19 protein-coding genes are annotated in these 23,647 nt (G+C 63.8%); 3 read left to right on the top strand and 16 right to left on the bottom strand.

The genetic code is table 11. The features are described from left to right. Positions 1-80: 80 nt before the first annotated feature. Positions 81-2,978: a chitobiase/beta-hexosaminidase C-terminal domain-containing protein gene (locus tag ACIQTZ_RS08775; RefSeq protein ID WP_402979562.1), complete on the top strand. Its 2,898-nt coding sequence runs from the start codon at positions 81-83 to the stop codon at positions 2,976-2,978. A gap of 496 nt (positions 2,979-3,474) precedes the next feature. Here ACIQTZ_RS08775 and ACIQTZ_RS08770 read toward each other — a convergent pair whose 3' ends face one another. The 4 genes from ACIQTZ_RS08770 to ACIQTZ_RS08755 form a co-directional block, all read right to left on the bottom strand. Next, positions 3,475-4,497, bottom strand: coding sequence for a Gfo/Idh/MocA family oxidoreductase (locus tag ACIQTZ_RS08770; RefSeq protein WP_402979559.1), 1,023 nt, complete (start codon positions 4,495-4,497; stop codon positions 3,475-3,477). Positions 4,498-4,616: 119 nt separating this feature from the next. After that, on the bottom strand, positions 4,617-5,543 hold the full coding sequence (locus ACIQTZ_RS08765) for an ATP-binding cassette domain-containing protein (protein WP_397323087.1): 927 nt from the start codon (positions 5,541-5,543) through the stop codon (positions 4,617-4,619). Between the two features lie 12 nt (positions 5,544-5,555). Continuing rightward, positions 5,556-6,608 (bottom strand): ABC transporter permease, encoded by a 1,053-nt coding sequence (locus tag ACIQTZ_RS08760; RefSeq protein ID WP_402979556.1) that lies wholly within the window; start codon positions 6,606-6,608, stop codon positions 5,556-5,558. Between the two features lie 65 nt (positions 6,609-6,673). Beyond that, entirely contained in the window at positions 6,674-7,669 is a 996-nt protein-coding gene (locus tag ACIQTZ_RS08755) for a substrate-binding domain-containing protein (RefSeq protein WP_402979554.1), read from the bottom strand. Positions 7,670-7,986: 317 nt separating this feature from the next. On the opposite strand from ACIQTZ_RS08755, the gene ACIQTZ_RS08750 reads away from it, so the two are divergent. Together ACIQTZ_RS08750 and iolB are read left to right on the top strand one after the other, a co-directional pair. Next, on the top strand, positions 7,987-8,727 hold the full coding sequence (locus ACIQTZ_RS08750) for a GntR family transcriptional regulator (RefSeq protein WP_400334182.1): 741 nt from the start codon (positions 7,987-7,989) through the stop codon (positions 8,725-8,727). A 16-nt stretch (positions 8,728-8,743) separates the two neighbouring features. Then, positions 8,744-9,637 (top strand): 5-deoxy-glucuronate isomerase, encoded by an 894-nt coding sequence (gene iolB, locus ACIQTZ_RS08745; RefSeq protein WP_402979551.1) that lies wholly within the window; start codon positions 8,744-8,746, stop codon positions 9,635-9,637. Positions 9,638-9,701: 64 nt separating this feature from the next. Here iolB and ACIQTZ_RS08740 read toward each other — a convergent pair whose 3' ends face one another. The 12 genes from ACIQTZ_RS08740 to ACIQTZ_RS08685 all read right to left on the bottom strand — a co-directional run bounded on the left by ACIQTZ_RS08740 (position 9,702) and on the right by ACIQTZ_RS08685 (position 23,520). After that, positions 9,702-10,574 carry a sugar phosphate isomerase/epimerase family protein gene (locus tag ACIQTZ_RS08740; RefSeq protein WP_402979548.1) on the bottom strand — a complete coding sequence of 291 codons (873 nt, stop codon included), beginning with the start codon at positions 10,572-10,574 and terminating at the stop codon, positions 9,702-9,704. 88 nt (positions 10,575-10,662) lie between these two features. Next, complete coding sequence (locus ACIQTZ_RS08735; RefSeq protein ID WP_402979546.1) at positions 10,663-11,676, bottom strand: Gfo/Idh/MocA family protein; 1,014 nt, start codon at positions 11,674-11,676, stop codon at positions 10,663-10,665. A gap of 28 nt (positions 11,677-11,704) precedes the next feature. Beyond that, complete coding sequence (locus tag ACIQTZ_RS08730) at positions 11,705-12,622, bottom strand: sugar phosphate isomerase/epimerase family protein (protein ID WP_400334361.1); 918 nt, start codon at positions 12,620-12,622, stop codon at positions 11,705-11,707. A gap of 68 nt (positions 12,623-12,690) precedes the next feature. After that, positions 12,691-14,202, bottom strand: coding sequence for a CoA-acylating methylmalonate-semialdehyde dehydrogenase (locus tag ACIQTZ_RS08725; RefSeq protein ID WP_402979543.1), 1,512 nt, complete (start codon positions 14,200-14,202; stop codon positions 12,691-12,693). Positions 14,203-14,233: 31 nt separating this feature from the next. After that, a complete protein-coding gene (gene iolD, locus ACIQTZ_RS08720) occupies positions 14,234-16,183 on the bottom strand; it encodes a 3D-(3,5/4)-trihydroxycyclohexane-1,2-dione acylhydrolase (decyclizing) (protein ID WP_402979541.1) in 1,950 nt (649 codons plus the stop codon). Positions 16,184-16,189: 6 nt separating this feature from the next. Further along, a complete protein-coding gene (locus ACIQTZ_RS08715) occupies positions 16,190-17,152 on the bottom strand; it encodes a deoxyribose-phosphate aldolase (protein ID WP_402979539.1) in 963 nt (320 codons plus the stop codon). After that, the gene (gene iolC / locus ACIQTZ_RS08710; RefSeq protein ID WP_402979537.1) at positions 17,149-18,150 is read right to left on the bottom strand and encodes a 5-dehydro-2-deoxygluconokinase; all 1,002 of its coding nucleotides are present in this window, start codon (positions 18,148-18,150) and stop codon (positions 17,149-17,151) included. Before iolC ends, ACIQTZ_RS08715 begins: the two co-directional genes overlap by 4 nt. 162 nt (positions 18,151-18,312) lie before the next feature. Further along, positions 18,313-18,717, bottom strand: a complete 405-nt coding sequence (locus ACIQTZ_RS08705; RefSeq protein ID WP_402979535.1) for a tautomerase family protein — start codon at positions 18,715-18,717, stop codon at positions 18,313-18,315. A 291-nt stretch (positions 18,718-19,008) separates the two neighbouring features. Then, positions 19,009-19,911, bottom strand: coding sequence for a succinate--CoA ligase subunit alpha (sucD, locus tag ACIQTZ_RS08700; RefSeq protein ID WP_400334156.1), 903 nt, complete (start codon positions 19,909-19,911; stop codon positions 19,009-19,011). 12 nt (positions 19,912-19,923) lie between these two features. Beyond that, entirely contained in the window at positions 19,924-21,093 is a 1,170-nt protein-coding gene (gene sucC / locus ACIQTZ_RS08695; protein ID WP_397323104.1) for an ADP-forming succinate--CoA ligase subunit beta, read from the bottom strand. Between the two features lie 262 nt (positions 21,094-21,355). After that, complete coding sequence (locus tag ACIQTZ_RS08690) at positions 21,356-22,045, bottom strand: hypothetical protein (RefSeq protein WP_402979533.1); 690 nt, start codon at positions 22,043-22,045, stop codon at positions 21,356-21,358. 23 nt (positions 22,046-22,068) lie between these two features. Continuing rightward, complete coding sequence (locus ACIQTZ_RS08685; protein ID WP_402979530.1) at positions 22,069-23,520, bottom strand: Ig domain-containing protein; 1,452 nt, start codon at positions 23,518-23,520, stop codon at positions 22,069-22,071. Positions 23,521-23,647 lie beyond the last annotated feature (127 nt).

The raw sequence follows: 23,647 nt of genomic DNA, 5'->3' as shown, positions 1-23,647 counted from the left end.
AATTACATTCGAATGACGTCGCAAGGGCGTCTTAAGTTCGCCGGCTGGGGGGCCCAACGTCTGCTCAAAGGAGCATTGTTGTGGTCCGTTCAAAACCCGCCAATCCACACCGTCATCCGAAGACTCCCGCTTCCCTCCTTGGCATCCTGCTGACTTCCGCTCTGGCCTTCGGCGGGCTTGTCCTAGGCGGCGCTGCGCCGGCAGCCGCCGCAGTCCCACCCTGCGCCGGAACCGGCGGGGCCATGCAGATCGTGGCCCACACCGACGACGACCTGTTGTTCCTCAGCCCCGACTTCATGCGGGATATCCAGGCCAAACGCTGTGTGCAGACGGTCTTCACCACCGCCGGAGAAGCCGGAGAAGGCGCCTCGTACTGGCGCGGCCTCGAAGCAGGCATCCGTGCGAGCTACTCCAAGATGGCCGGAGTCGCCGACTCGTGGACCACCTCGGACGCCGGTGTCCCCAACAGGCCGCTGACCATGCAGACGCTCAACGGGGCACCCAACATTTCCGTGGTGTTCATGCGGCTCCCCGACGGATTCCCCGATGGCGATGGCAGCGCCGCGTACAACGACCAAAGCATCCTGAAACTCTGGGACGGACGTCTCTCTTCCATCCGGCCCGTGGACAACGCAGCAACGTTCACCAAGACGCAGTTCCAGAACGCCCTGAACCGACTGGTGGCCAACTTCCAGCCCACCACGTTCCGCACCCAGGACTGGACCGGGAACTTCAACAACCCCTACGACCACAGCGACCACTGGGCCACGGCAAAGTTCGCCCAACTGGCTACCCGGAGCTACACCGGTCCGCACACCTCCATCGCCTACGACGCGTATGTGATCGACGAGTATCCGCAGAACGTGACGGGTGCTGATCTCACGGCCAAAGTGGATACCTTCGTGCGGTTCGCCGACTTCGACATGTACATCTGCAGCAGCCCCGGCGAGGGCTGCCCGGACTCTCCCTACGACGAATGGCTCAAACGGCAATATGTCACGGCCATCGAGTGGGTAGGAAACGCAGCCAAGTTGGCGGGCACCACCGTCACGGCTTCGTCCCAGAAAGCTGCAGCCCAGAGCCCCGAAAAGGCACGCGACGGGTACTTCTGGGGCGCGCCGATGGACGCTACCCGGGAGTGGGTCACCGCCGGCGAAAAAACCGGCAGCTGGATCCAGTACAACTTCTCGCCCACGCGGACCATCAACGCGGTGACGCTCTCGGACAGGCCTGTCCTCACTGACCAAGTGACCGGCGGCAACCTTACCTTCTCCGACGGCAGCACCGTGGCGGTCCCGGCCTTGCCAAACAACGGCTCAGCCCTGACAGTCAACTTCCCGGCACGGACCGCGAGCTGGGTACGTTTCAACATCACCTCCGTCAGTGCGGGCACCACCAACGCCGGTCTTTCCGAGTTTGAAGCGTACGTCACGGCAGACACCGTTGCACCCGTCGTCACGGCCACTCCGCCGGGCGGAACCTATGCCGCCGGCCAGGCCATCACCCTGGCAACCAACGAGACCGCCACCATCTACTACACCGTGGACGGAAGTACACCCACCACGTCCAGTCCCAAGTACTCGGCCCCGATCACCCTCAACGGTGCGATGACCCTGAAGTACTTCGCCGTGGATGCAGCGAACAACTCCTCCGCCGTCGCCACGCAGATGTACTCAACCGGCCCTGACGTCACCAAGCCCGTGGTGACGGCCAACCCGGCCAGTGGAGCCTACGCGGCGGGAACCAAGATCGCGCTGACCGCCAACGAGCCGGCCGAGATCCGATACACCACGGACGGCACGGATCCGCTGACAGCAGGACTTGTGTACAGCGCACCGGTCACCTTCAACGGCCCCGGCCCCCTGACGTTGAAGTACTACGCCAAGGACACGGCAGGGAATACCTCCGACGTCGCTACCCAGACGTACACAGTGCCCCCGGACACCACGGCACCGGTGATCACTGCCAATCCCACCGGCAGGGCTTTGGCCAGTGGGGCAACCATCAGCCTCGGCGCCAATGAGCCGGCCACGATCTACTACACCACCAATGGAAGTACCCCCACGGCTACCGAATCGGCGACCAACCTCAAGTACACGGCCCCGATCGTCATGGGCAGCTCCACGCTGACGCTCAAGTACATCGGCGTGGACACGGCCGGGAATACCTCGGCAGCGGGAACCCAGACCTACACCGTGCCCGCAGCCGGACCGCCGTCGGCCCATGACTTCAACGGCGACGGGCGTGCGGACGTCCTGGCTGCGGACACCGCAGGCAACCTCTACCTGTATCCGGGCAACGGTTCCGGCGGGCTCCTCCCCCGGCAGGTGGCCCTGCCCGCCCCTGCGTGGTCCTCGATCACGGACACCATCACTCCCGGCGACTTCAACAGGGACGGCAAGAACGATCTCCTGGCCCGTGCCGGGGACATCCTGTACTTCTACCCTGGTGACGGTGCAGGCAGCTTCGGCGCAAGGACCCAGGTGAGCACGGGCTGGAGCACCATGACCCAGCTGTTCTCCCCCGGCGACTTCAGCGGCGACGGAATCCCTGACTTCATGGGCCGGCGCAGCAACGGTGAGCTCCGGCTGTACGAGGGCAACGGAAACGGTGGCCAGCGCACCCCGTACACAGTGGGCACCGGCTGGGGCATCATGAACGCCATCTTCAGCACCGGCGATTTCAACGGAGACGGCAAAGCCGATGTACTGGCGCGCCGAACGGATACGGGAGCATTATGGCTGTATCCGGGCAATGGCTCCGGAGGTTGGCTGCAGTGGAACCAGATCGCTACGGGCTGGAATACGCGCACTGCACTCGCCGGCCCCCGGGACCTAAGTGGCGACGGCAAGAACGACGTCCTGGGCCGCATTGGAGACAACTTGTGGCTCTACCCCGGATCGGGAGGCGGAACTCTGGGAAATGTGCCGCCGATCAGCCTGGGCGCGGGTTGGCAGGGGATGAAGGTCATCGCCTGAACAACCCCCACTGAACCTGGCGCGGGTCGGAGTTTTCCCCCAGACTCTTCCGGCCCGCGTCAGCCACGTCCGACCCTCTCTCACCAAACCGCCCTCTCCCACCGACCCTCTCTCACCGAATCACCCTCCGCCACCGACCCTCTCTCACCAAACCGCCCTCTCCCACCAACGCCCTCTCACTTGCCTCAAGAAAGCCAACCGCAGGAAGGCCCGACGTCGGCACTCACCCGCGTGCCGACGTCGGGCCCTCCTGCGGCCGATGAGAGACCGTTCGGTCGATAGGGGCATTGGATGAGAGAGGGACCGGTCAAAACGGGCATTCGGTGAGAGAACGTTCGGTCAAGAGGGGCATTCGGTGAGAGAGCGTTCGGTCGATAGGGGCATTGGGTGAGAGAGGGACCGGTCAAAAGGGGCATTCGGTGAGAGAACGTTCGGTCAAAAGGGGGCATTGGATGAGAGAGGGACCGGTCAAAAGGGGGATTCGGTGAGAGAGCGTTTAGGGGCGCACCTTGACGGGGACGCCGGTTTCGAGTGACTCCTGGGCTGCGTCGGCCACGCGGGAGGCGGCCACAGCGTCCTCCGGCGTGCAGGGGTTCTTGCGCTCGCCAAGGATCACTTCAACGAACGCTGCCATCTCCGAGCGGTAGGCCTGGTGGAAACGCTCGGCGAAAGTCTTGTGGGCTTCGCCGGCCGGGAACGCGATCCCCAACTCCGCTGAACGTACCGCCATCTGGTGGTCCATCCCCACCAGGATTGAACCGTCAGACCCCTGCAATTCCAACCGGACGTCATGGCCAGCCCCGTTGTAGCGGCTGGCCGAGACCGTTCCCACCGTGCCGTCGTCGAACGTCACCACCGCCAAAGCGGTGTCGACGTCGCCCACCTCACCGATCGCGGGGTCGCCGTTGTTGGAGCCCTTGGCGTAGACCTCCACGATCTCCTTGCCCGTTAGCCAGCGCAGGATGTCGAAGTCGTGGACGGAGCAATCGCGGAACAGGCCCCCGGACGTCGCGAGGAATTCGACTGGTGGGGGTGTCATGTCACAGGTGACGGCGCGGACGGAGTGGATCCAACCGAGTTCGCCCGCGTCGTAGGCCCGCTTCGCCTCGAGGTAGCCCGCGTCGAACCGTCGCTGGTGCCCTATCTGGACGGTGCCGCCCTTCTCCCGGATGTAGTCCAGCACCGGAAGGGATTCGGCAACGTTGACGGCCACAGGTTTCTCGCAGAACACCGGGATCCCCGCGTCCACGCCCGCCCTGATGAGGTCCGGGTGGGTTGCAGTGCCTGTGGCGATCACCAAACCGTCAATGCCGGAGGCAACCAGTTCCTCCACGGAGGGCAGGAACTCCGCTCCGAAGTCCGCAGCCACGGACCGGGCGTGTTCCTGCGCGACGTCCGTCAGCTTGAGCCGCACGGCAGTCCCTTCCGGGTTGAGGACCTCGTTCAAGGCACTGATGTTCCTTGCGTGCATCACGCCGATCCGGCCCACGCCTACCAGGCCGAGGGTTACTTCTTTCATGCTGTCTCACTTCCTTGCGGGGCTTTTGCCGGACAATTGCGGGCGATTCTCCGGCCTACACAGAAACCACGGAAGGGCCCCGGCGGACGTGCATCAGCCGGGGCCCGTACGCGGGCGAACTAGTGCCGTTTGGTGGTGCTTTCGGGCGCGGCATCGGCGACGTCGGCTACTTCGGCTTTGACTTCTTCCAGGGCGTCCGAGTGTCCGCCGAGTTGTTCGAGTTCGTGCGCCAGCTCGGCGAGTTCGGCGCCACCGGCCATTTGGGCGGTCAGCTCTTCGAGGGTGATGTCCTTCTTCTCGTAGTAGCCGATGGACTTGCCGCGCTTGAGCAGGAGGAACCGGTCGCCCACGGGGAAGGCGTGGTGCGGGTTGTGGGTGATGAAGATGACCCCCAGGCCGCGGTCGCGGGCCTGCAGGATGTAGCGGAGCACGACGCCGGACTGCTTGACTCCCAGCGCGGCGGTGGGTTCGTCGAGGATCAGGACCTTGGCGCCGAAATACACGGCCCTGGCGATCGCCACACATTGGCGCTCACCGCCGGAGAGCTGGCCGATGGGCTGTTCCACGTCGCGCAGGTCGATGCCCATGTCCGCGAGTTCCTTCTTGGTGATGTCCTTCATTTTCTGGACATCCATACGGCGGAACGGGCCCACGCCTGTGGTTAGTTCGGAGCCCAGGAAGAAGTTCCGCCAAATCGGCATGAGGGACACCACGGCGAGGTCCTGGTACACCGCTGCGATGCCGGCGTCGAGCGCTTCACGGGGTGAACCGAGCTTGCGGTCCTCGCCCATGATCTTGAAGCTGCCTTCGTCGTGCTGGTGCAGGCCTGCGATGATCTTGATCAGCGTGGACTTACCGGCACCGTTGTCGCCCAGGACGCACGTGACGCGGCCGTTGTCCACGGCCATGGTCACGTCCCGGAGGGCGATGATGTTGCCGTAGTGCTTGCCCACGGCTTCGAGGGAGAGCAGGTGCACGGGCGTGTGGGTCAAGGGGTCCTTCTCGTCTTTCAGCAGGGTCTGCTGGTCGATCTGGTGTGCATTCATTGGTCCGGCCCCTTACTTCAGTTCTGCCCGGCGTTTGACGATGAGGTTGACGATGGTGGCCAGCAGCAGCATCAAGCCCAGGAAGAACTTGAACCAGTCCGGATTCCATTGTGCGTAGACAATGCCCTTGTTGGCCATGCCAAAGATGAATGCACCGATCGCGCCGCCCACGGCCGAGCCGTAGCCACCGGTGAGGAGGCAGCCACCGATCACTGCGGCGATGATGTAGAGGAACTCGTTGCCCACGCCTTCACCGGATTGCACGGCGTCGAAGGCGAACAGGTTGTGCATGCCCAGGATCCAGCCGCAGAAACCGACTGCCATGAACAGTCCGATCTTGGTCTTGGTCACCGGAACACCCACGGCGCGGGCGGCATTCGCGTCGCCGCCGACGGCGAAGATCCAGTTGCCGACGCGGGTCCTTAGCAGGATCCAGGAAGCAATCAGCACTAGAACGATCCAGAAGAACACGGTGATCTTCACTTCAACACCGCCGATGCTGATGGAGGAGGCGAAGACGGCGCGGGCGGAATCGAAGCCGTCCAGCTTGGAAATCGAAGGGGAAGAAACGGAGCCGCCGATCAGGCGGGTCAGTGCCAGGTTCAGGCCGGTCAGCATGAGGAAGGTGGCCAGGGTGACGATGAAGCTGGGCAGCCTGGTCTTGACCAGGATCCACCCATTGATGAAGCCGATGCCCAGGGACACTACCAAGGCCAGAGCCACGCCAACCCAGGCGTTCATGGAGAAGTACCAGCTGAACAGCGATGCGGTCAGGGCCGAGGAGATGACGGCCACACCCGTGGAGAGGTCGAACTCACCACCGATCATCAGGAGGGACACTCCCACTGCCATGATCCCGATGGTGGAGGAACCGTAGAGCACGGTAGCCAGCGCATTCGGCTGGGTAAAGGTCTGCGAGACGGATGCGAAGAAGATGAAGAGGACAACGGCACCAACGAGTGCGCCAACCTCGGGCCGTGCGAGGAATTTCTGGAACGGGTTCCGGCGCCCGACCCGCTCGTCACCGGGCGATGTCGCCGGCGGCAGGGTTGCTGTGTTTGCCATAGGAATGACTCCTTGTTGGTCAGGCTGCGCGGCGGGCGAATCGCCGCGCAGCCGGATTCCTGGATCTAGCGGACGCCCTGCTGGGCGAACTTGAGGACGTCGGAAGCGTTGGACTTGTCCACGATGGTGGGTCCGGTCAGGACGGGCTGGCCGCCACCGATCTTGAAGCCGCCACGCTTGGCCTGCCACAGGGCGTCAACGGACATGTAGCCCTGGAGCCACGGCTGCTGGTCGACCGTAAAGATCACGTTGCCGTCCACGATCTTCTGGGCGAGTTCGGCGTTGAGGTCGAAGCTGGCCACCTTGGCCGAGCTGCCCGCATCGGTAACGGACTTGAGGAGCGTCAGGGTGATGGGGGCGCCAAGGCCGATGATGACGTCAGCGTCCTTCGAAGCCTGGAGCTTGGCCGTTGCGGTGGACTGCACGGCGGTCATGTCCTTGCCGTCAACGTAGAGAATCTCTGTTGCGGGGACTTTGGCCTTCACGCCTGCACACCGGGCTTCGAGGCCCACGTGGCCCTGCTGCTGGATGACGCACGCGGGGTGCTTGTAGCCCTCCGCAGCGAGCCTGGTTCCCACTGCTTCGCCAGCGAGCTGCTCGTTGGAACCGAAGTGGGTAAAGGCGCCGAGCTTTGCCGAGACGGATTCTCCGGCGTTGAGGCTGACGACGGGAATACCTGCATCGGTTGCCTTCTTGAGGACGTCCTTCAGGGCGTCGGGTGTGGCAATGGTGACGGCAATGCCGTCCACTTTCTGGTCGATGGCCTGCTGGACCAACTGCGCCTGGCGCCCGGCTTCGGGGTCGCTCGTGTAAAGGAGTTCAACATTGTCCTTGGAGGAAGCTTCCTCCGCACCCTTCCGGACGATGTCCCAGAACGTGTCGCCGGCTGCGGCGTGGGTGATCAGGGCGACCTTGATGCGGTCAGTGGAAGCTGCCTGGCCTGCCGCAGCCCCACCGCCGTTGTCTGCAGGCTTTCCGCCCTGGCTCGAACAGGCGCTCAGTGCTATCAGGGGAACCACTGCTGCGGCGAGTGCCGCTTTGCGCCACGAGAATTTTGCCACCGTTATCTCCTTTGATTTCAGCTTGGGGTGTCCGGAGACTCGTATCCGGATCAGCCACTACTCAGATCATGGTGACTGACCTCACACTTTGTCAAGAGTTTGTCCTGACATTAGGATGTTTTTACGTAAACCCTTCTCTATGACGGCGCCATACTTCCGGGCGAGACCAATTCCTTGACGGCCCGATAGCGGCTGCTATGATCAGAAAAAGGCAGTATGTCCTATCAAGCGAACATGAGCGGACAAACTCATCCATCCGGCAGAGGAGCCGTGACCCTGCTCCCCGGCCGGCCTTTCCAGCCGTCCAGGAGGAAACAGTGACGAACCAACTCAGCCTCAGCATCGACCGTTCGTCCCCGGTGCCGCTCTACCACCAGGTGGTGCAAGGCATCGAAGCCGCGATCCACAGCGGACTCCTGGAACCGGGCAGCCGCCTGGACAACGAAATCGATCTCGCGGCGCAACTGAATCTCTCCCGCCCCACCATGCGCAAAGCCATGGACGAACTGGTCCGGGCCGGCCTCTTGGTCCGCAAGCGGGGCGTGGGCACCCAGGTGGTCGCCAGCCAGGTCCGGCGGCCTCTGGAACTCTCCAGCCTGTTCGACGATCTCAGCAACAACGGCAAGAAACCCACCACGGATGTACTGAGCTTCTCGCACGTGGAGGCCGATGCCGCGACACTCACGGCCCTGCAACTCCCTGCCGGATCCAAGGTGTACCACTTCACGCGACTCCGCAAAGTGGGCGGCAAACCCTTGGCCCTCATGGAGAACTGGGTCCGCGACGACATCACCAGCATGGACGAAGCCCAGCTCGCCAGCGAAGGCCTCTACGCCATCCTGCGGCGTGGTGGCGTGAACTTCCGGCTCGCTTCGCAGCGCATCGGCGCCATGATCGCCAACGACTACCAGGCTCCCCTCCTCGAAGCAGAAGTGGGATCGGCCCTGGTCACCATGGAACGCACCGCGGTGGACGACACCGGACGCATGGTGGAAACCGGACACCACGTCTACCGCGCCGATTCCTACAGCTTTGAAATGACCCTCGTACAGCGCTAACGCAAGGACACAACTTATGGCCAACTGGGTATACCCCCTTGGAACCGCCACCGACGGCAAGTGGGACGTTTCCCTCGGCACCTCCGATTCCAGCCTCGCCGTCGACGGCTGGGCCCATACGGGACTGAAGGTCGCGACGCTCGCCCCGGGTGCCGCCGTCGAACTTTCCGCCGCTGCCGAAGAGCGCATCGTGGTGCCGCTGAGCGGCTCCTTCACGGTGACGGTCGACGGCGGGTCGTACAGTCTCGCTGGCCGGCAGTCGGTTTTCCACGGGCCAAGCGACGTCCTCTACACGGGTATCGATAAGGCCCTCACCATCAGCACGAACGACGGCGGCCGCGTCGCCGTCGCAACCGCACCGGCAAAGGCCGGGTACCCCACGCGCCTGATCACCGCCGCCGAAACCCCCGTGGAACTGCGCGGCGCGGGCAACTGCTCCCGCCAGGTGCACAACTTCGGCACACCGGCCGCACTCGAAGCCGACCGTTTCATCGTCTGCGAAGTCATCACCCCCGCCGGCAACTGGTCCTCCTACCCGCCGCACAAGCACGACGAGGAGAAGGACGGCGAAACCAGCCTCGAGGAGATCTACTACTTCGAAACCCGCGTGGCTCCCGGCTCCCCCGCCCCGGAAGACGCCGATGCGTTCGGCCATGCCCGCGTGTACGCCTCGGACGAGCGTCCCATCGACGTCTCCGCGGAAGTCCGTACCGGCGATGTTGTCCTGGTCCCCTACGGCTGGCACGGCCCCGCCATGGCAGCCCCCGGCTACGACCTCTACTACCTCAACGTCATGGCCGGCCCTGGACGTGTCCGCGACTGGCTCATCAGCGACGACCCCCACCACGGCTGGATCCGCCAAACCTGGGATGGCCAAGACGTAGACCCGAGGCTCCCGTTCTCGGCCTGATCCTGAAAACCCAGAAAGCCCCTGTGACTCGACGAGTCACAGGGGCTTTCTTTGCGTTTGGGCGCTACTTCGCTTGGGCGATGTAGTCCGTCATCGTCTTGAGCTGGTAGCGGGAAACGTCCTCGGCGTTCTCGTCCTCGGCGAAGACGCTGGAGACCATGACGGTGTTCGCCTTGTCCAGGAAGCCGATTTCCTTCAGGCCGCCGAAGAACTCGTTCCAGTTCACGTCGCCGTCACCGATCTTCAGGTGCTGGTGGACGCGGACGGCGTTGCCGGGCGGGTTGGTGATGTAGCGCAGGCCGTGGGAGGCGTGGTGGTTCATGGTGTCTGAAATGTGCACCAGGCGCAGTTTGTCACCGGCGGCGCGCATGATCTCCAGCGGCTTGTTGCCCATGTGGAAAGTATGCGAGGCAACGTAGACCATTCCGATGTTCGGGGAGTTGATGCCGCGAATCACGCGCAGTGCGGCCAGGCCGTCCTCCACGAAGTCATCCGGGTGCGGATCGATCAGCACGTCCAGGCCCTCGCGCTCGATGATCGGCACCAGTTCCTCCATGGACCGGTAGAAAGCCCGCTCGGATTCCTCGGCCTTCTCCGGGCGTCCGCTGAACTCGGTGTTCATGGTCTGCACGCCCAGGTCCACGGCGATCTGGATGGCACGCTTCCAGTACCGAACAGCAGCTTCGCGGGCGTCCTCGTCGGGACCGGACCAGCGCAGGACGGGAAGGATCGAGGCAATCTCGACTCCGGCGTCCTTGCACGCTGCCTTCAGCTTGCCAACCAACTCATCGTCAGCCTTGGGGTGGTTGTAGAACGGGATGAGGTCCGCATGCGGGGTCATTTGCAGGTAGTTGTAGCCGAGGTCCGCAGCAACGCGCGGGAACTCGAGCAGGGTGTGGCTGTGGTGGAACGGTGTGGGATCGAGGGCGATCTTCACTGGGCACTCCTTTGTGGTCTCTGGGGAAAGAAAACGGTGGCCGGCCGCGGTACTGCCGGCCAGCCACCGCTGTGATGGTGGGGCTGCGCTAGTTGTACAGGTCCGGCTTGGTGTTGAGCCGCACCTTGACCTTCTCGCCGGACTTCTGGGCCTCGACGCCGGCCTCACAGCACGCTGCCGTGGCATAACCGTCCCAAGCCGTGGGGCCGCCGATTTCACCGCGAAGTGCCGCGTCCACCCAAGCCTGGACCTCGACGTCGTAAGCGGCACCAAAACGGTCCTCGAAACCGGGGGTGACGTTGCCGCCCCACTTGCCCGCTGTCTGGACGTACGGGCCGCTGTCGCCGCCGATGCTCACGATGCCGTCCTCGAAGGACGCCTGTGTGGCCACCTGGTAGCCGAACTTGGCGTTGACGTAGATTTCGACGTCGGCCAGCACACCGGATTCGGTTTCGATCAGGACGTGCTGGGGATCGTGCTGTCCGTTCGGGGCGTTGCGCGTCGGCTTGCCCAGGCGGACCTGTACCGAGGTGATTTCCTCACCGGTGAAGAAGCGGATCGCGTCGAACTCGTGGACCACGGAGTCGTTGATCAGCATCTCGTTGGTGAAGCCCTCGGGCGTGGTGGGGTTCCGGTGCTGGTGGTGCAGCATCAACAGCTCCCCCAATTCGCTGTTGCGGATGATGGAACCCAACGCCGAGTACTCTGCGTCGAAGCGGCGCATGAAGCCAACCTGGATGCGCTTGTGCCCCAAAGCCTGCTCGGCCTGCACAACCTTCCAGGCGCTCTCTGCGTCCGGGGTCAGCGGCTTCTCGCACAGGATCGGGAAGTCCTTCTCCAAGGCCTTGTACAGGATTTCCTCGTGCAGGAAGCCCGGGGTGGCGATCAGCACGGCGTTGACGTCGCCATTGTTGAGCGCCTCGTCGGCGCTGGCCAGGGCAACCGCCCCGTCAATGCCTTCGATGGCGGCTTGCGCACGGGCCAGGTCGACATCGACGACGGCGGCCACTTCGGCGCCGTGGATGCGGGTGCTGAGGCGCTTGATGTGGTCCGCACCCATGCGGCCTGCGCCGATGACGGCAACGCGGAGAGACTTTGTCACTTTCTTATCCTTCGTGAGGTTTGGTTGGCTACTGGACCCGTGTACGGGATCCGCAGGACAGGAGGTAATTGCGGGTTCGCTTGGCAATGGGCATCGGTACGTCGAACGCTACCGGGTACATGTCCTGCTCCACGATGCCGAAGATCGGCCGGTTCAGGCCCTCGACTGCTTCGATGACGGCACGGAGATCCGGGAGGCCGTTCGGCGGCTCGGTCATGACGCCGGCCAGGTTCGCAGCGGCCCAGGTCATGTTCTTCTCGTTGACTTCAGCCAGGACCTCGGGGTTAATCTGCTTCAAGTGCAGGTAGCCGATGCGGTCCGGGTAGTTCTTGATGAGCTCCAGGCTCGAAGCACCGCAGTATTCGGCGTGGCCGGTGTCCAGGCACAGGTTCAAGTACTGCGGGTCCGTGGCTGCCAGGAGGGTTTCGATATCCTTCTGGGCTCCAACATGGGAGTCGGCGTGGGAGTGGAACTGCTGGTGCAGGCCGAAGTCCTCCAGGAGGACCTTGCCCATTCGGTTGTGGCCGGCGAAGAGATCCGCCCACTGTTCGTCCGTGAGTTCGCCGTTCTCCACGGCCTCACCCGTGACGTCGTCCCGCCACATGGCCGGGATAACCACGATGTGCTCGCCGCCCATGGCCGCCGTCAGTTCGGCCACCTTGCGGGCCGGTTCCCAAGCTTCGTCGTACTGCTTGGCACCGCGGTGGAATGCCGTGAAAACCGTACCGGCGGTGACCTGCAGGTCGCGCTGCTTCAGTTCTTCTGCGAGCCGGGTGGGGTCGTTCGGCAGGTAGCCGTAGGGGCCCAGTTCGATCCACTTGTAACCGGATTCGGCAACCTCATCCAGGAACCGTTCCCACGGGGTTTGCTGGGGGTCATCCGGAAACCAGACGCCCCAGGAGTCGGGGGCGGTGCCAATGATGAGCTTGTTCTCGACGTCGGTCATGACCACGGTGTCTTTCTTTCCAGGGTCCGCCCTGCTCCGGCCGATTGGCCGGAGCAGGACGGATGGAACTAGTTGGAGGGGAAGTTGTAGGAGGCGCCGGAGGCGTGGTGGGTTTCGGGCCAGCGGGAGGTGATGACTTTGCCGCGGGTGTAGAAGGAGACGCCTTCGGGGCCGTAGATGTGCTTGTCACCGAAGAGGGAGGCTTTCCAGCCGCCGAAGGAGTGGTATGCCACCGGGACGGGCAGGGGCACGTTGATGCCGATCATGCCCACGGTCACCGAACGCTGGAACTTCCGTGCTGCGGCGCCGGAGGAGGTGAAGATCGCGGTGCCGTTGCCGTAGGGGTTGGAGTTGATGAGCTTGATGCCGTCTTCGAGGGTGCCGACGCGGACCACCACGAGCACGGGTCCGAAGATTTCCTCGGTGTAGGCGCTCATTTCGGTCTTGACGTGGTCGATCACGGTGGGGCCGACCCAGAAGCCGTCTTCGTGGCCGGGGATCACGAGGTCGCGGCCGTCTACTACCATGGCGGCGCCGGCGGTTTCTGCTTCGGTGACGATCTTGACGATGCGTTCCTTGGAGGCCGGTGTGATGACCGGGCCCATTTCGGCGCCGGGTTCGGTGCCGTTGTTGACCTTCACGGCCAGGGCGCGTTCTTCGACTTTCTTCACCAGCAGGTCGGCGGCGTCCCCGACGGCGACGGCGACGGAGATCGCCATGCACCGCTCTCCTGCCGAGCCGAACGCGGCAGCGGCGAGGTGGTCGGCGGCGTTGTCCAGGTCAGCGTCCGGGAGCACGATCGCGTGGTTCTTCGCCCCACCCAACGCCTGGACCCTTTTGCCGTGTTTGGTGGCGGTTTCGTGGACGTATTGGGCGATCGGGGTGGACCCGACGAAGGAGATGCCGTCCACGTCGGGGTGGGTGAGCAGGCCGTCGACGGTTTCCTTGCCGCCGTGCAGGACCTGGAACACGCCGTCGGGCAGGCCGGCGTCCTTCCAGAGCTTGGCGAGCAGCAGCGACGGGGACGGGTCACGTTCGGAGGGCTTGAGGATGAACGCGTTACCGGTAGCGATCGCCATCGGGGCCATCCACAACGGGACCATGACCGGGAAGTTGAACGGGGTAATACCCGCCACCACACCGAGGGGCTCGCGGAAGGAGAACACGTCAATGCCGGTGGAGACCTGGTCCGAGTAATCACCCTTCAACAAGGACGGGATGCCGCAGGCGAACTCGATGACTTCCAGGCCGCGGCCGATCTCGCCCTTCGCGTCGGAGAGGACCTTGCCGTGCTCGGCCGTGATCAGTTCGGCGAGTTCGTCCACGTGCGCGGCGACGAGTTCACGGAACTTGAACAACACCGCGGTGCGCTTGGCCAGGGAAATGTCACCCCAGGAATCAGCGGCCTTGCGGGCAGCGGCAACCGTGGCATTCAAATCGTTCTCGTTGGCCAGGCGCAGTTCCGCGGTGACCTGGCCAGTGGCCGGGTTGTAGACCGGCTGGGTGCGGGCGCCTTCACCGGAGGTTTCACCACCGTTGATGAAGTGGTTGATGGTGGTCAATGTGGTCGTCGTCGACATGTGTGTGGACTTCCTTGTCTGTCTGGGGAACTCAGCCGAGCAGTTTGCGCTGGCGGTTCTTGTGGTCGGTGTAGGTTTTGTAGGCCTGTTGGGTGGATTCGAGTTCGGACACGGCCGAGACGGGCACGTCCCACCAGGATTCGGAGGACGGGGCGTCCAGGAGGGGGTCGGATTCGACGTGGATCACGATCGGGCCGGTGTCCTCGGGGGCGGCTTTGGCGTCGCGGATGGCTTGTTCGAGTTCGGCGATGACCTTCTCGCCCGGTTCGATCCGGATGACCTTCGCGCCCAACGACTCGGCGTTCGTGGCGAGGTCGATGGGCAGGTTCTCGCCGGCGTCGAAGGAGTGCTGTTCCTTGTTCAGGACCCGGTATTGGGTTCCGAAACGCTGCGAACCCAGCATCTCCGAGAGGGAGCCGATGGAGGCATAGCCGTGGTTCTGGATCAGGACCACGATCAGTTTGATGCGTTCGGCGACGGCGGTGACCAGTTCGGTGTGCATCATCAGGTAGGAGCCGTCCCCCACCATGACCACCACATCGCGCTCCGGCCCGCCCGCGGCGGCTTCGGCCAGGGCTGCGCGCTTGACGCCCAGGCCTCCGGGGATTTCGTAGCCCATGCAGGAGTACGCGTATTCCACGTGGTAGCCGAACGGGTCCCGGACACGCCACATCTTGTGCAGGTCACCCGGCAGGGAACCCGCTGCGCAGATCACCACGTCCTGGGCGTCCATCGCCTTGTTCGTGGCACCGATGATCTCGTTCTGCGCCGGCAACGGCGTGAACCGGGTCTCGAACGCCTCATCCACGATTCCGTCCCAGCGCTTCTTTTCGGCGGCGACCTTCTCTTCCAGGTCAGCACCCACGCGGTAACCGCCCAGGGCCTGGTTCAGCTTCACGAGGGCCTTGCGGGCATCAGCGACGATCGGCAGGTGCGTTCCGTGCTTGTACGCATCGATCGCGGCGACGTTGATGTTCACGAAGCGCACGTCCGGGTTCTGGAACGCTGTCCGGGACGCGGTAGTGAAGTCCTCATACCGGGTGCCGATCCCGATGATCAGGTCCGCCTCCGCGGCGATGGCGTTGGCCGCCGTCGTGCCCGTGGAACCAATGGCACCGAGGGAGAGCTTGTGGTCCCACGGCAGGACGCCCACACCGGCCTGGGTGTTGCCCACCGGGATGCCCGTGAGCTCGGCGAACTTCGCCAGTTCATCGTTGGCGTAGGCGTAGAGGACGCCACCGCCGGCAATGACCAATGGCCGCTTAGCCGCGCGGATCGCTTCGACGGCGCGGCGGATGTCCTCATCTTCGGCCTCGGGCCGGCGGATCCGCCACTCCCGCTCGGCCAGGAACTCCTCAGGCACATCGAACGCCTCGGCCTGGACGTCCTGCGGCAGCGAAATGGTCACCGCACCGGTCTCGGCCGGGTCCGTCAGCACCCGCAGGCCGTGGTGGAACGCGGAAAACAACTGCTCCGGCCGGGACACCCGGTCAAAGAACTTGGACAGCGGCCGGAACGCGTCATTGACCGTGATGTCATACGCATACGGCAACTCAAGCTGCTGCAGCACCGGGTCAGCTGCGCGGGTCGCGAACGTATCGGACGGCAGCAACAACACCGGCAGCCGGTTCGTCGTGGCCAACGCCGCCCCGGTGAGCAGGTTCGAGGACCCCGGACCGATCGAGGTGCTGATCGCGAACGTCTGCCGGCGGCGGGTGTGCCGGGCATAGCCCACGGCCTGGTGGGCCTGGGCCTGCTCGTTGCGGCCCTGGTAGTACGGCATGATCGAGGGATCGGCGGCCTGGTACTGCTTCAACGCCTGGCCCACACCGGCCACGTTCCCGTGCCCGAAAATACCGAACGTGCCCGGAATCAGGCGCTCACGGAACTCCACACCAGCAACAGAATCAACCGTGTACTGCTTGGACAAAAACTCAACCACGGCCTGAGCCACGGTCATCCGACGGGTTACAGATCCCATGGGTAACTACTCCGATACTTTCACGGGGATACGGTCTGACGAAGCGAACCCAGCGGCAGCGGCGGCAGCGGGCGCAGTGGTGTTCAGCAGCGAGGCCGCCGTCGCGACGGCACCTGCCACATCGCCGTCGTGCGGGTACAGCAGCGTCCGCCCCACGGTGAGGCCCTGCACGCCGGGCAGAGCCAGCGCCGCCTGCCAGGAAGCGAAGACCTCGTCCTGGGACCCGTCCGGGTCACCGCCGAGCAGCACGGTAGGCAGCGTGGTGGAGGCCATGACGCGTTCCATCTCCGCCACCACGGGCAACTTCATCCACGTGTAGGCGCTCGTGGACCCCAGGCCCTCGGCGATCCCGACGGACTTGATCACGGCATCGGCACGGAGATCGTTACGGACCTTGCCGTTCGCGTCACGCACGGACAGGAAGGGCTCCACCATGGCGATGAGCTTCCGCTCGGCCAGGGAATCGATCGCCTTCGCAGTCGCTTCAAGCGTGGCAACCGTGTCCGGGTCGCCCAGGCAGATCCGGGTCAGCATCTTCCCACCGTCCGCGCCCAAGGCTTCCAAGGCGGCTGCGGTGTGGCCGGTGAAACGGTCATCGAACTCGTTCACCAGTCCGGCCAGGCCGCCGCGGTTCATGGAACCGAACACGAGCTTGCCCTCCAGCGCACCGAGCAGCAGGAGGTCATCCATGATGTCCGGGGAAGCCAGGATGCCGTCCACGGCAGGATTCGCCAGCGCGACCTGCAAACGGTCCAGCAAATCGCGCCGGTCGGCCATGGCCATCGGCTCCGAACCAACAGACAGGGCACCACGGGCCGGGTGGTCGGCGGCGACAATGAAGTTCTGCACGCCATGCTTCAGGCCAGGATGACGACGACGGGTCGCAGCAGCGCGGGCCACGGCCCCCGGATCCTCCAAACGGATCCGGCTCAAGTGCTCATAACGGCGGGGGTCATCGTTGAGGCTCAACGCACTGCTCCTTCTTCGACGGGGGCGGCGGGGACCGGACGGCCGCGTTCAGCCAGCAGCGAGGTGACCTCATCCGGCGTCGGCATCGCATCCGCGCAGGACAGACGCGAGGCGACAATCGCACCAGCGGCGTTCGCGTAATCCAGCACCTCGGACAAAGGCCAACCGGACAGCAATCCGTGCACGAACGCGCCACCGAAGGAATCCCCCGCACCCAGGCCGTTCACCGTCTCCACCGGAACCGGGGCCGACACCACACGCTCGGTGCGGGTCTTCGCCATCACACCTTCCGGGCCGAGCTTCACCACGGCGATCTCCACGCCGGCAGCCAGGAGGCGGTCCGCCTGCTCATCAGGGGTCCCCTCCCCCACGGCCACGGCGCATTCCTTGTCGTTGCCGATCGCGACCGTCACATGCGGAAGGATCTTGGCCACCTCCGCGCGGGCCTCTTCCTCGGAAGCCCAGAACATCGGACGGTAATCCAGGTCCAGGATGGTGAACTGGCCATCCTTCAAACCGGTCCGGGGGCGGGCCTCATGCGCCGCAATATGGGCGCTGCGTGAGGGCTCCTGGCACAGGCCCGTCACCGTGGACCAAAAAATCACGGCGTCCCGGATCGCGTCCAGATCCAACTCTTCGGCCTTGATCTGCAGATCCGGCGCCGTGGGGAACCGGCCATAGAAGTACAACGGGAACTCATCCGTGGCCGGCTTGATCGCACAAAACGTGGCCGGAGTCTGGCCCGGTGCCGGGGTGACGAAGGAATCATCCACGTTGAACTTGCGCAGCTCGCGGTGCAGGAAGCCGCCAAAAGGATCATCACCGGTCCGGGTAATCACACCCGTGCGGCGGCCATGGCGGGCAGCGGCAACAGCCACATTGGAAGGCGAACCTCCCAAGTACTTGCCGAAAGACGACACGTCCTCCAGCCCAACTCCAATATCGTTCGGGTAGATATCAACGCTGATGCGCCCGATCGTGAGCAGTTCGTGGGTCACGGTACTCGTGGACCTTTCTCTTGTGAACTCTGAACCTTTGAGCGCTGGGCCCCAATGCCTTGCTACCCCTCAGTGAGCGGGGCCACATGACTACTTTGCACCAGATTTAATGTCCTGTCAAAGGTTTGTACTGACATATTTACAACATGACACCCAGCGCGCCTACTTGCGGGGAACCGCCAATTCTCCGGTGACATACTGACTGCGCCCAAAGCCGAACGACCAATCCCCGGCAGTGTTCTCCACATAGCCCACGAACACGTCCTCGCCGGCAATCCCCACCCCCGCGAGCCCGGAGGCAATGGCCTCGAAGAGCGAACTCTTCGCCATCTGGCTGCGACCACCCTGGGTGAAGATTTGGATCATGACAACGCCGGAACTGCGCTCAAAACCGAGCCCGGCGTCCTGGGCGACGATCTGGCCCTGTGGATGCTCCGTGAGGATGTGGAAGTAGTCCCGCTCGGGGATTCCATACTCGGTCAGGATGGCATCGTGAATGGCTCGGCTAATGGCGGCCAGATCCTCGGGCGAGCGGCCCTGGTTGACGTCGATACGAACAAGAGGCATTGCAGGTCCCTTCGAATAGTTTGTCCTAACATACTAACAAACTATCCTGATTCTGGGTACAGCAAAGGCCCGCCCACATGGATGGACGGGCCAAATACCCAGCCTTGCGAGGCCGCTCTACATCCCTACTCCCCCAACCTCGCAAGCTCGGCCAGGGAACCCGGGTGGTGCGGGCCCTGCTGAGGAATAGCGCGCTGAGCAGGCCTCACAACGGGCGCTTAAAGCACGACGGCGGCCCTTCACCTTTCCGTTCGGAAGGTGACGGACCGCCGTCGTACTTATTTGTAAAACCTAGAGCGCTGCGAAAACCTCGCGCAGCAGCTTGGCGGTCTCGGACGGCGTCTTGCCGACCTTCACGCCTGCTGCCTCGAGGGCTTCCTTCTTTGCCTGTGCGGTACCAGCGGAGCCGGACACGATGGCGCCGGCGTGGCCCATGGTCTTGCCCTCGGGAGCCGTGAAGCCTGCCACATAGCCGACGACCGGCTTGGTGACGTTGGCCTTGATGAAGTCGGCTGCGCGCTCTTCAGCGTCGCCACCGATTTCACCGATCATGACGATCGCCTTGGTCTCCGGGTCGGCTTCGAACGCAGCCAGGGCGTCGATGTGGGTGGTGCCGATGATGGGGTCGCCACCAATTCCGATCGCGGTGGAGAAACCGAGGTCGCGGAGTTCGTACATCATCTGGTAGGTCAAGGTACCGGACTTGGAAACCAGTCCGATGGGGCCCTTGCCCGTGATGTTTGCCGGGGTGATGCCAACCAGGGCCTCACCCGGGGTGATGATGCCGGGGCAGTTCGGTCCGATGATGCGGGTGATCTGCTTGCCGTCAGCGTCCACCTTGGACTGGGCGAGCGCCCAGAACTCGGCGGAGTCCTGAACCGGCACACCTTCGGTGATGACTACCACGAGGCCGATCCCGGCTTCGATGGCTTCAACCACTGCGTCCTTGGTGAATGCCGGCGGAACGAAGACGATCGAAACGTCCGCGCCGGTTTCGGCGATGGCTTCCTTGACGGTGCCGAAGACGTTGATTTCCTTGTCGCCGTGCAGGACCGTGGTGCCGGCCTTGCGGGCGTTGACGCCACCAACAATGTTGGTGCCGGCCTTGAGCATCAGGGCGGTGTGCTTGGTGCCCTCGCCGCCGGTGATGCCCTGGACGATGACCTTGGAGTCCTTGTTGAGGTAGATAGACATTGTCGCGTCCCTTTACTTAGCTGCGTTGGCGAGCTCGGCGGCCTTGTCGGCGCCCTCGTCCATGGTGGCGGCCAGGGTAACCAGCGGGTGGTTGGCCTCGGTCAGGATGCGGCGGCCCTCTTCGACGTTGTTGCCGTCGAGGCGAACAACCAGCGGCTTGTTCGCCGAGGAACCGAGCTCTGCCAGTGCACCGACGATGCCCTTGGCGACGGCGTCACAAGCGGTGATGCCACCGAAGACGTTCACGAAGACGCTCTTGACCTGGGAGTCGCCCAGGATGACGTCCAGGCCGTTGGCCATGACCTCGGCGGACGCTCCACCACCGATGTCAAGGAAGTTGGCGGGCTTCACGTTGCCGTGGTTCTCGCCGGCGTAAGCGACGACGTCGAGGGTGGACATCACAAGACCGGCGCCATTGCCGATGATGCCAACTTCGCCGTCCAGCTTGACGTAGTTGAGGTCCTGGGCCTTGGCCTTGGCCTCGAGCGGGTCGGCCGCGTCCTTGTCTTCCAGCTCACCGTGGTGCACGTGGCGGAAGTCGGCGTTCTCGTCCAGGGAAACCTTGCCATCGAGGGCAACGATGTCGCCTGCGCCGGTGCGGACCAACGGGTTGACCTCAACCAGGGTTGCGTCTTCCTTCTTGAAGACATCCCACAGCTTCAGAATGACATCGGCGACTTTGCCGCGCAGTTCTTCAGCGAAGCCGGCAGCTGCGACGATCTCGTCAGCCTTGGCCTGGTCGATTCCAACAGCAGGATCGATGGCGATCTTGGCGAGTGCCTCGGGGCGCTCTACAGCAAGCTGCTCGATCTCCATGCCGCCTTCAACCGAGCACATGGCCAGGTAGTTGCGGTTGGCACGGTCCAGGAGGACCGAGAAGTAGAATTCTTCGGCGATGTCAGCGCCCTGGGCAATCATCACCTTGTTGACGGTGTGGCCCTTGATGTCCATGCCCAGGATGTTGGTGGAGTGCTCAAGCGCCTCGTCGGCAGACTTGGCAACCTTGACGCCGCCAGCCTTGCCGCGGCCACCAACCTTAACCTGTGCCTTTACGACAGTAACGCCGCCGATCTTCTCAGCAGCTGCCTTCGCTTCTTCAGGAGTGTGCGCCACGATGCCGGCGAGCACGGGTACACCGTGCGCTTCGAACATATCGCGCGCCTGATATTCAAACAGGTCCACGGTTTAGTGTCCTTCTACGTCGAAGTAGTTTCTGTCCAGCCGGAACCGCGATGACCGCGATTAGCCAGCTGCGGAAAGTACGCGGTCATAACCAGGAATCATGCCCGGTCACATTGCGTAAGGTCCTCTCGGAACTTTAGCCCTTTGAGGCGTCCCGCCACTCCCACAGTACCGGTTAAGTGAGTAAGCTTACACTTCTATCGAGCGTAGAAAATCCGCGTGATGGCGCGGTTTTTGGGCTCACACGTACGCTCCGCAGTGGTCAGGAATCTTCCTTCAGGTTCCCGCGGACCGTCTTGCCGCCGTCGGAAATCAGCTGGTAACCCTCGCGGCTGACGAAGAACGCTACGCCACCCGAGACGTTTCCGCAGGCAACGCCGTCGTTGTACGCGGAGCACCGCAGGCCGTTACGTTCGATGTTCTGCCCGTCAGCCAACTCACGGAGCTTGGAAATGGTGCCGTTCCGCGTTCCCTTGGGACCGTACTCCGACTCCATTTGTGTTACGCCGGAGCGACACGAGCCGTACATGGCCTTGTCCGGCGAGAGCAGCACGGTCCCACCCAAGTAGCCCAAGCCGGTAGCGCCGCAATCGTCGGAAATGTCTTCCGCTTCAGGTTTGGCGTAGGCCGCCAATTCGCACTGCACCACGGGCACCACGGCGAATTTGTTGTTGGCAGCGTCCGAGTACGTGTTGGGCTCATAGGGCAGGTTAAGATGGCCGCCCCGCGAGGACGTCATGGCGCAAACGATGTTGTGGTCCGGGGTGACGAACGCAATGACGTCGTCGCCAGCGGCGAGAGTTGTCTGTTCCGTCACCGGCACCTGCTTGAGCTGTTCCAGGGGAGGCAGCGGCTCCGGAGGAACGTAGTTGGGGTCCTTGGTGGAGAAGGAACACGCCGTGCTGGCCAGCAAGAGCAAGGCGGCAAGAATCCCCAATACAGTCCGTCGCATGGCTCCAATTATGCCGTGGCTGCTCAGCCGGTCCCGCCACGCCTCCGGCTTTGATGCGCTGCGACTGCGATCAGTGTGCCGAACGTCAGAAGACCTCCGGCGGCCCACAGCACCGCGTTGAGGGTTCCGGACTGCAGCCCCGTAGCCGCCAGTTCAGCGGACGACGCCGGCTCTACCGCGCCTGCCGGCAGCACCGTTGTTGGAGGTACTTCAGCCGCGGCTGGTGGTTGTGCTGCAGGCGGCGGTTCGACGGCGGGTGGCCGGGTTTCGAGGACGGTGACGGTGGTCCAGAAGATCTCCCGCTCAACGAGGCCCGCGTCACGGAATTTCACGTAAATCCGGAACGATCCCGCCCTGGTGGGCGTGCCATTGAGGAATCCGTTGCCATCAATAACGAGCCCGTCCGGACCGGGATCGTGCCAATGCAGGCTGCCGGCCATGTGCTGCGGCGTTCCCCACCACATGGAGTAGGGGCCGACGCCGCCGGTCACCGAAGCGATCTTGGCCGAGTAGGGCTCCCCCAGGACGGCGGGCGGCACTACATAGCCCACAGCGTACGGTGCACTTGCCCGCACAGTGATCCTGAACGAGGCTTCGCTGGAACCGAACTGGTCCGTCGCCCGGACGGTGAAGGCGTACGTGCCGACAGTCGTGGGGGTTCCGCTGGCTGACTTATTGCTCCAGGACATTCCGGGCGGGAGTTGCCCTTCAACGATCGATGTGGTGAACGGTATGACTCCGGCCGTAAACACGTCGATGCTTTGCTCATACGGAAGGCCAACAACGGCGTCCGGGTACTGACCGGTGTAGGTATGCAACTCAATTTTTGGCGGGTGGTATTCGCTGATGCTCGCCGAGACTTTTCGTGACACGGTCTGGGCAGGTTCCGAGGAGTCCGTTACGACCACGGTCATCTGGTAGTAACCAGCTTGGCTGGGCGTCCCCGTGACCTTCAGGCCAGCCTCATTGAACGCCAGCCCTGGCGGCAGGTCGGTCACAGTCACGGAATACGGGGCAGTACCTCCCGAGACCACGAACGGCTCGTCGAAGGGCTTTCCCACGAAGCCGTTCTCCACGTACCCCTGCACAGCCAAGGGCTCAGGGTCCGCGGCGAGAGTTTGGTCAGGCCCACTCGTCGACCCTGTGGGCACCACCGCTTCCGGAACCGCAGGTTCAGTGGCCGGGACCGACACGGTGCCTGTTGGTTGTGGCGCTGGAGTCGCCGTGGCAGTGGCTGTGGGTGTTGCTGTGGACGAAGGGAGCGGCGCGGTGGCCGGCGCGGTGGACACCGGTTCCGGCGCCGGCTCGACGGCGGGAGGCTGGGTTGGTGCTGTAGCCGCAGCGCTCGGCACGGGCTCGCCTGCAGCGAGACCGGGAGGTGCCAGCTGCAACGACAGTCCACCAGCCAAGGCAGCGGCCAGAATCGTCCCCCAAGCTTTAACGGCAAAACCGCGTTCCCTCTGCATGGCGCCCATGCGCGTCCTCCCCCACAAGAATGCGAAACCCCCGAAGCGCAGCGCCTACCGTATTATGCGGACCGAAAGCACAAACGCCCGGCCAGTGTAAGACGCGCTAAGGCTCCTGACAATGGGCTACCGGTCG

The organism is Paenarthrobacter sp. NPDC090520 (assembly GCF_044769205.1).
Lineage (GTDB): Bacteria > Actinomycetota > Actinomycetes > Actinomycetales > Micrococcaceae > Arthrobacter.
Note: the sequence above shows the minus strand (reverse complement) of the source record. Positions and strands in the feature narration are given on the sequence as shown.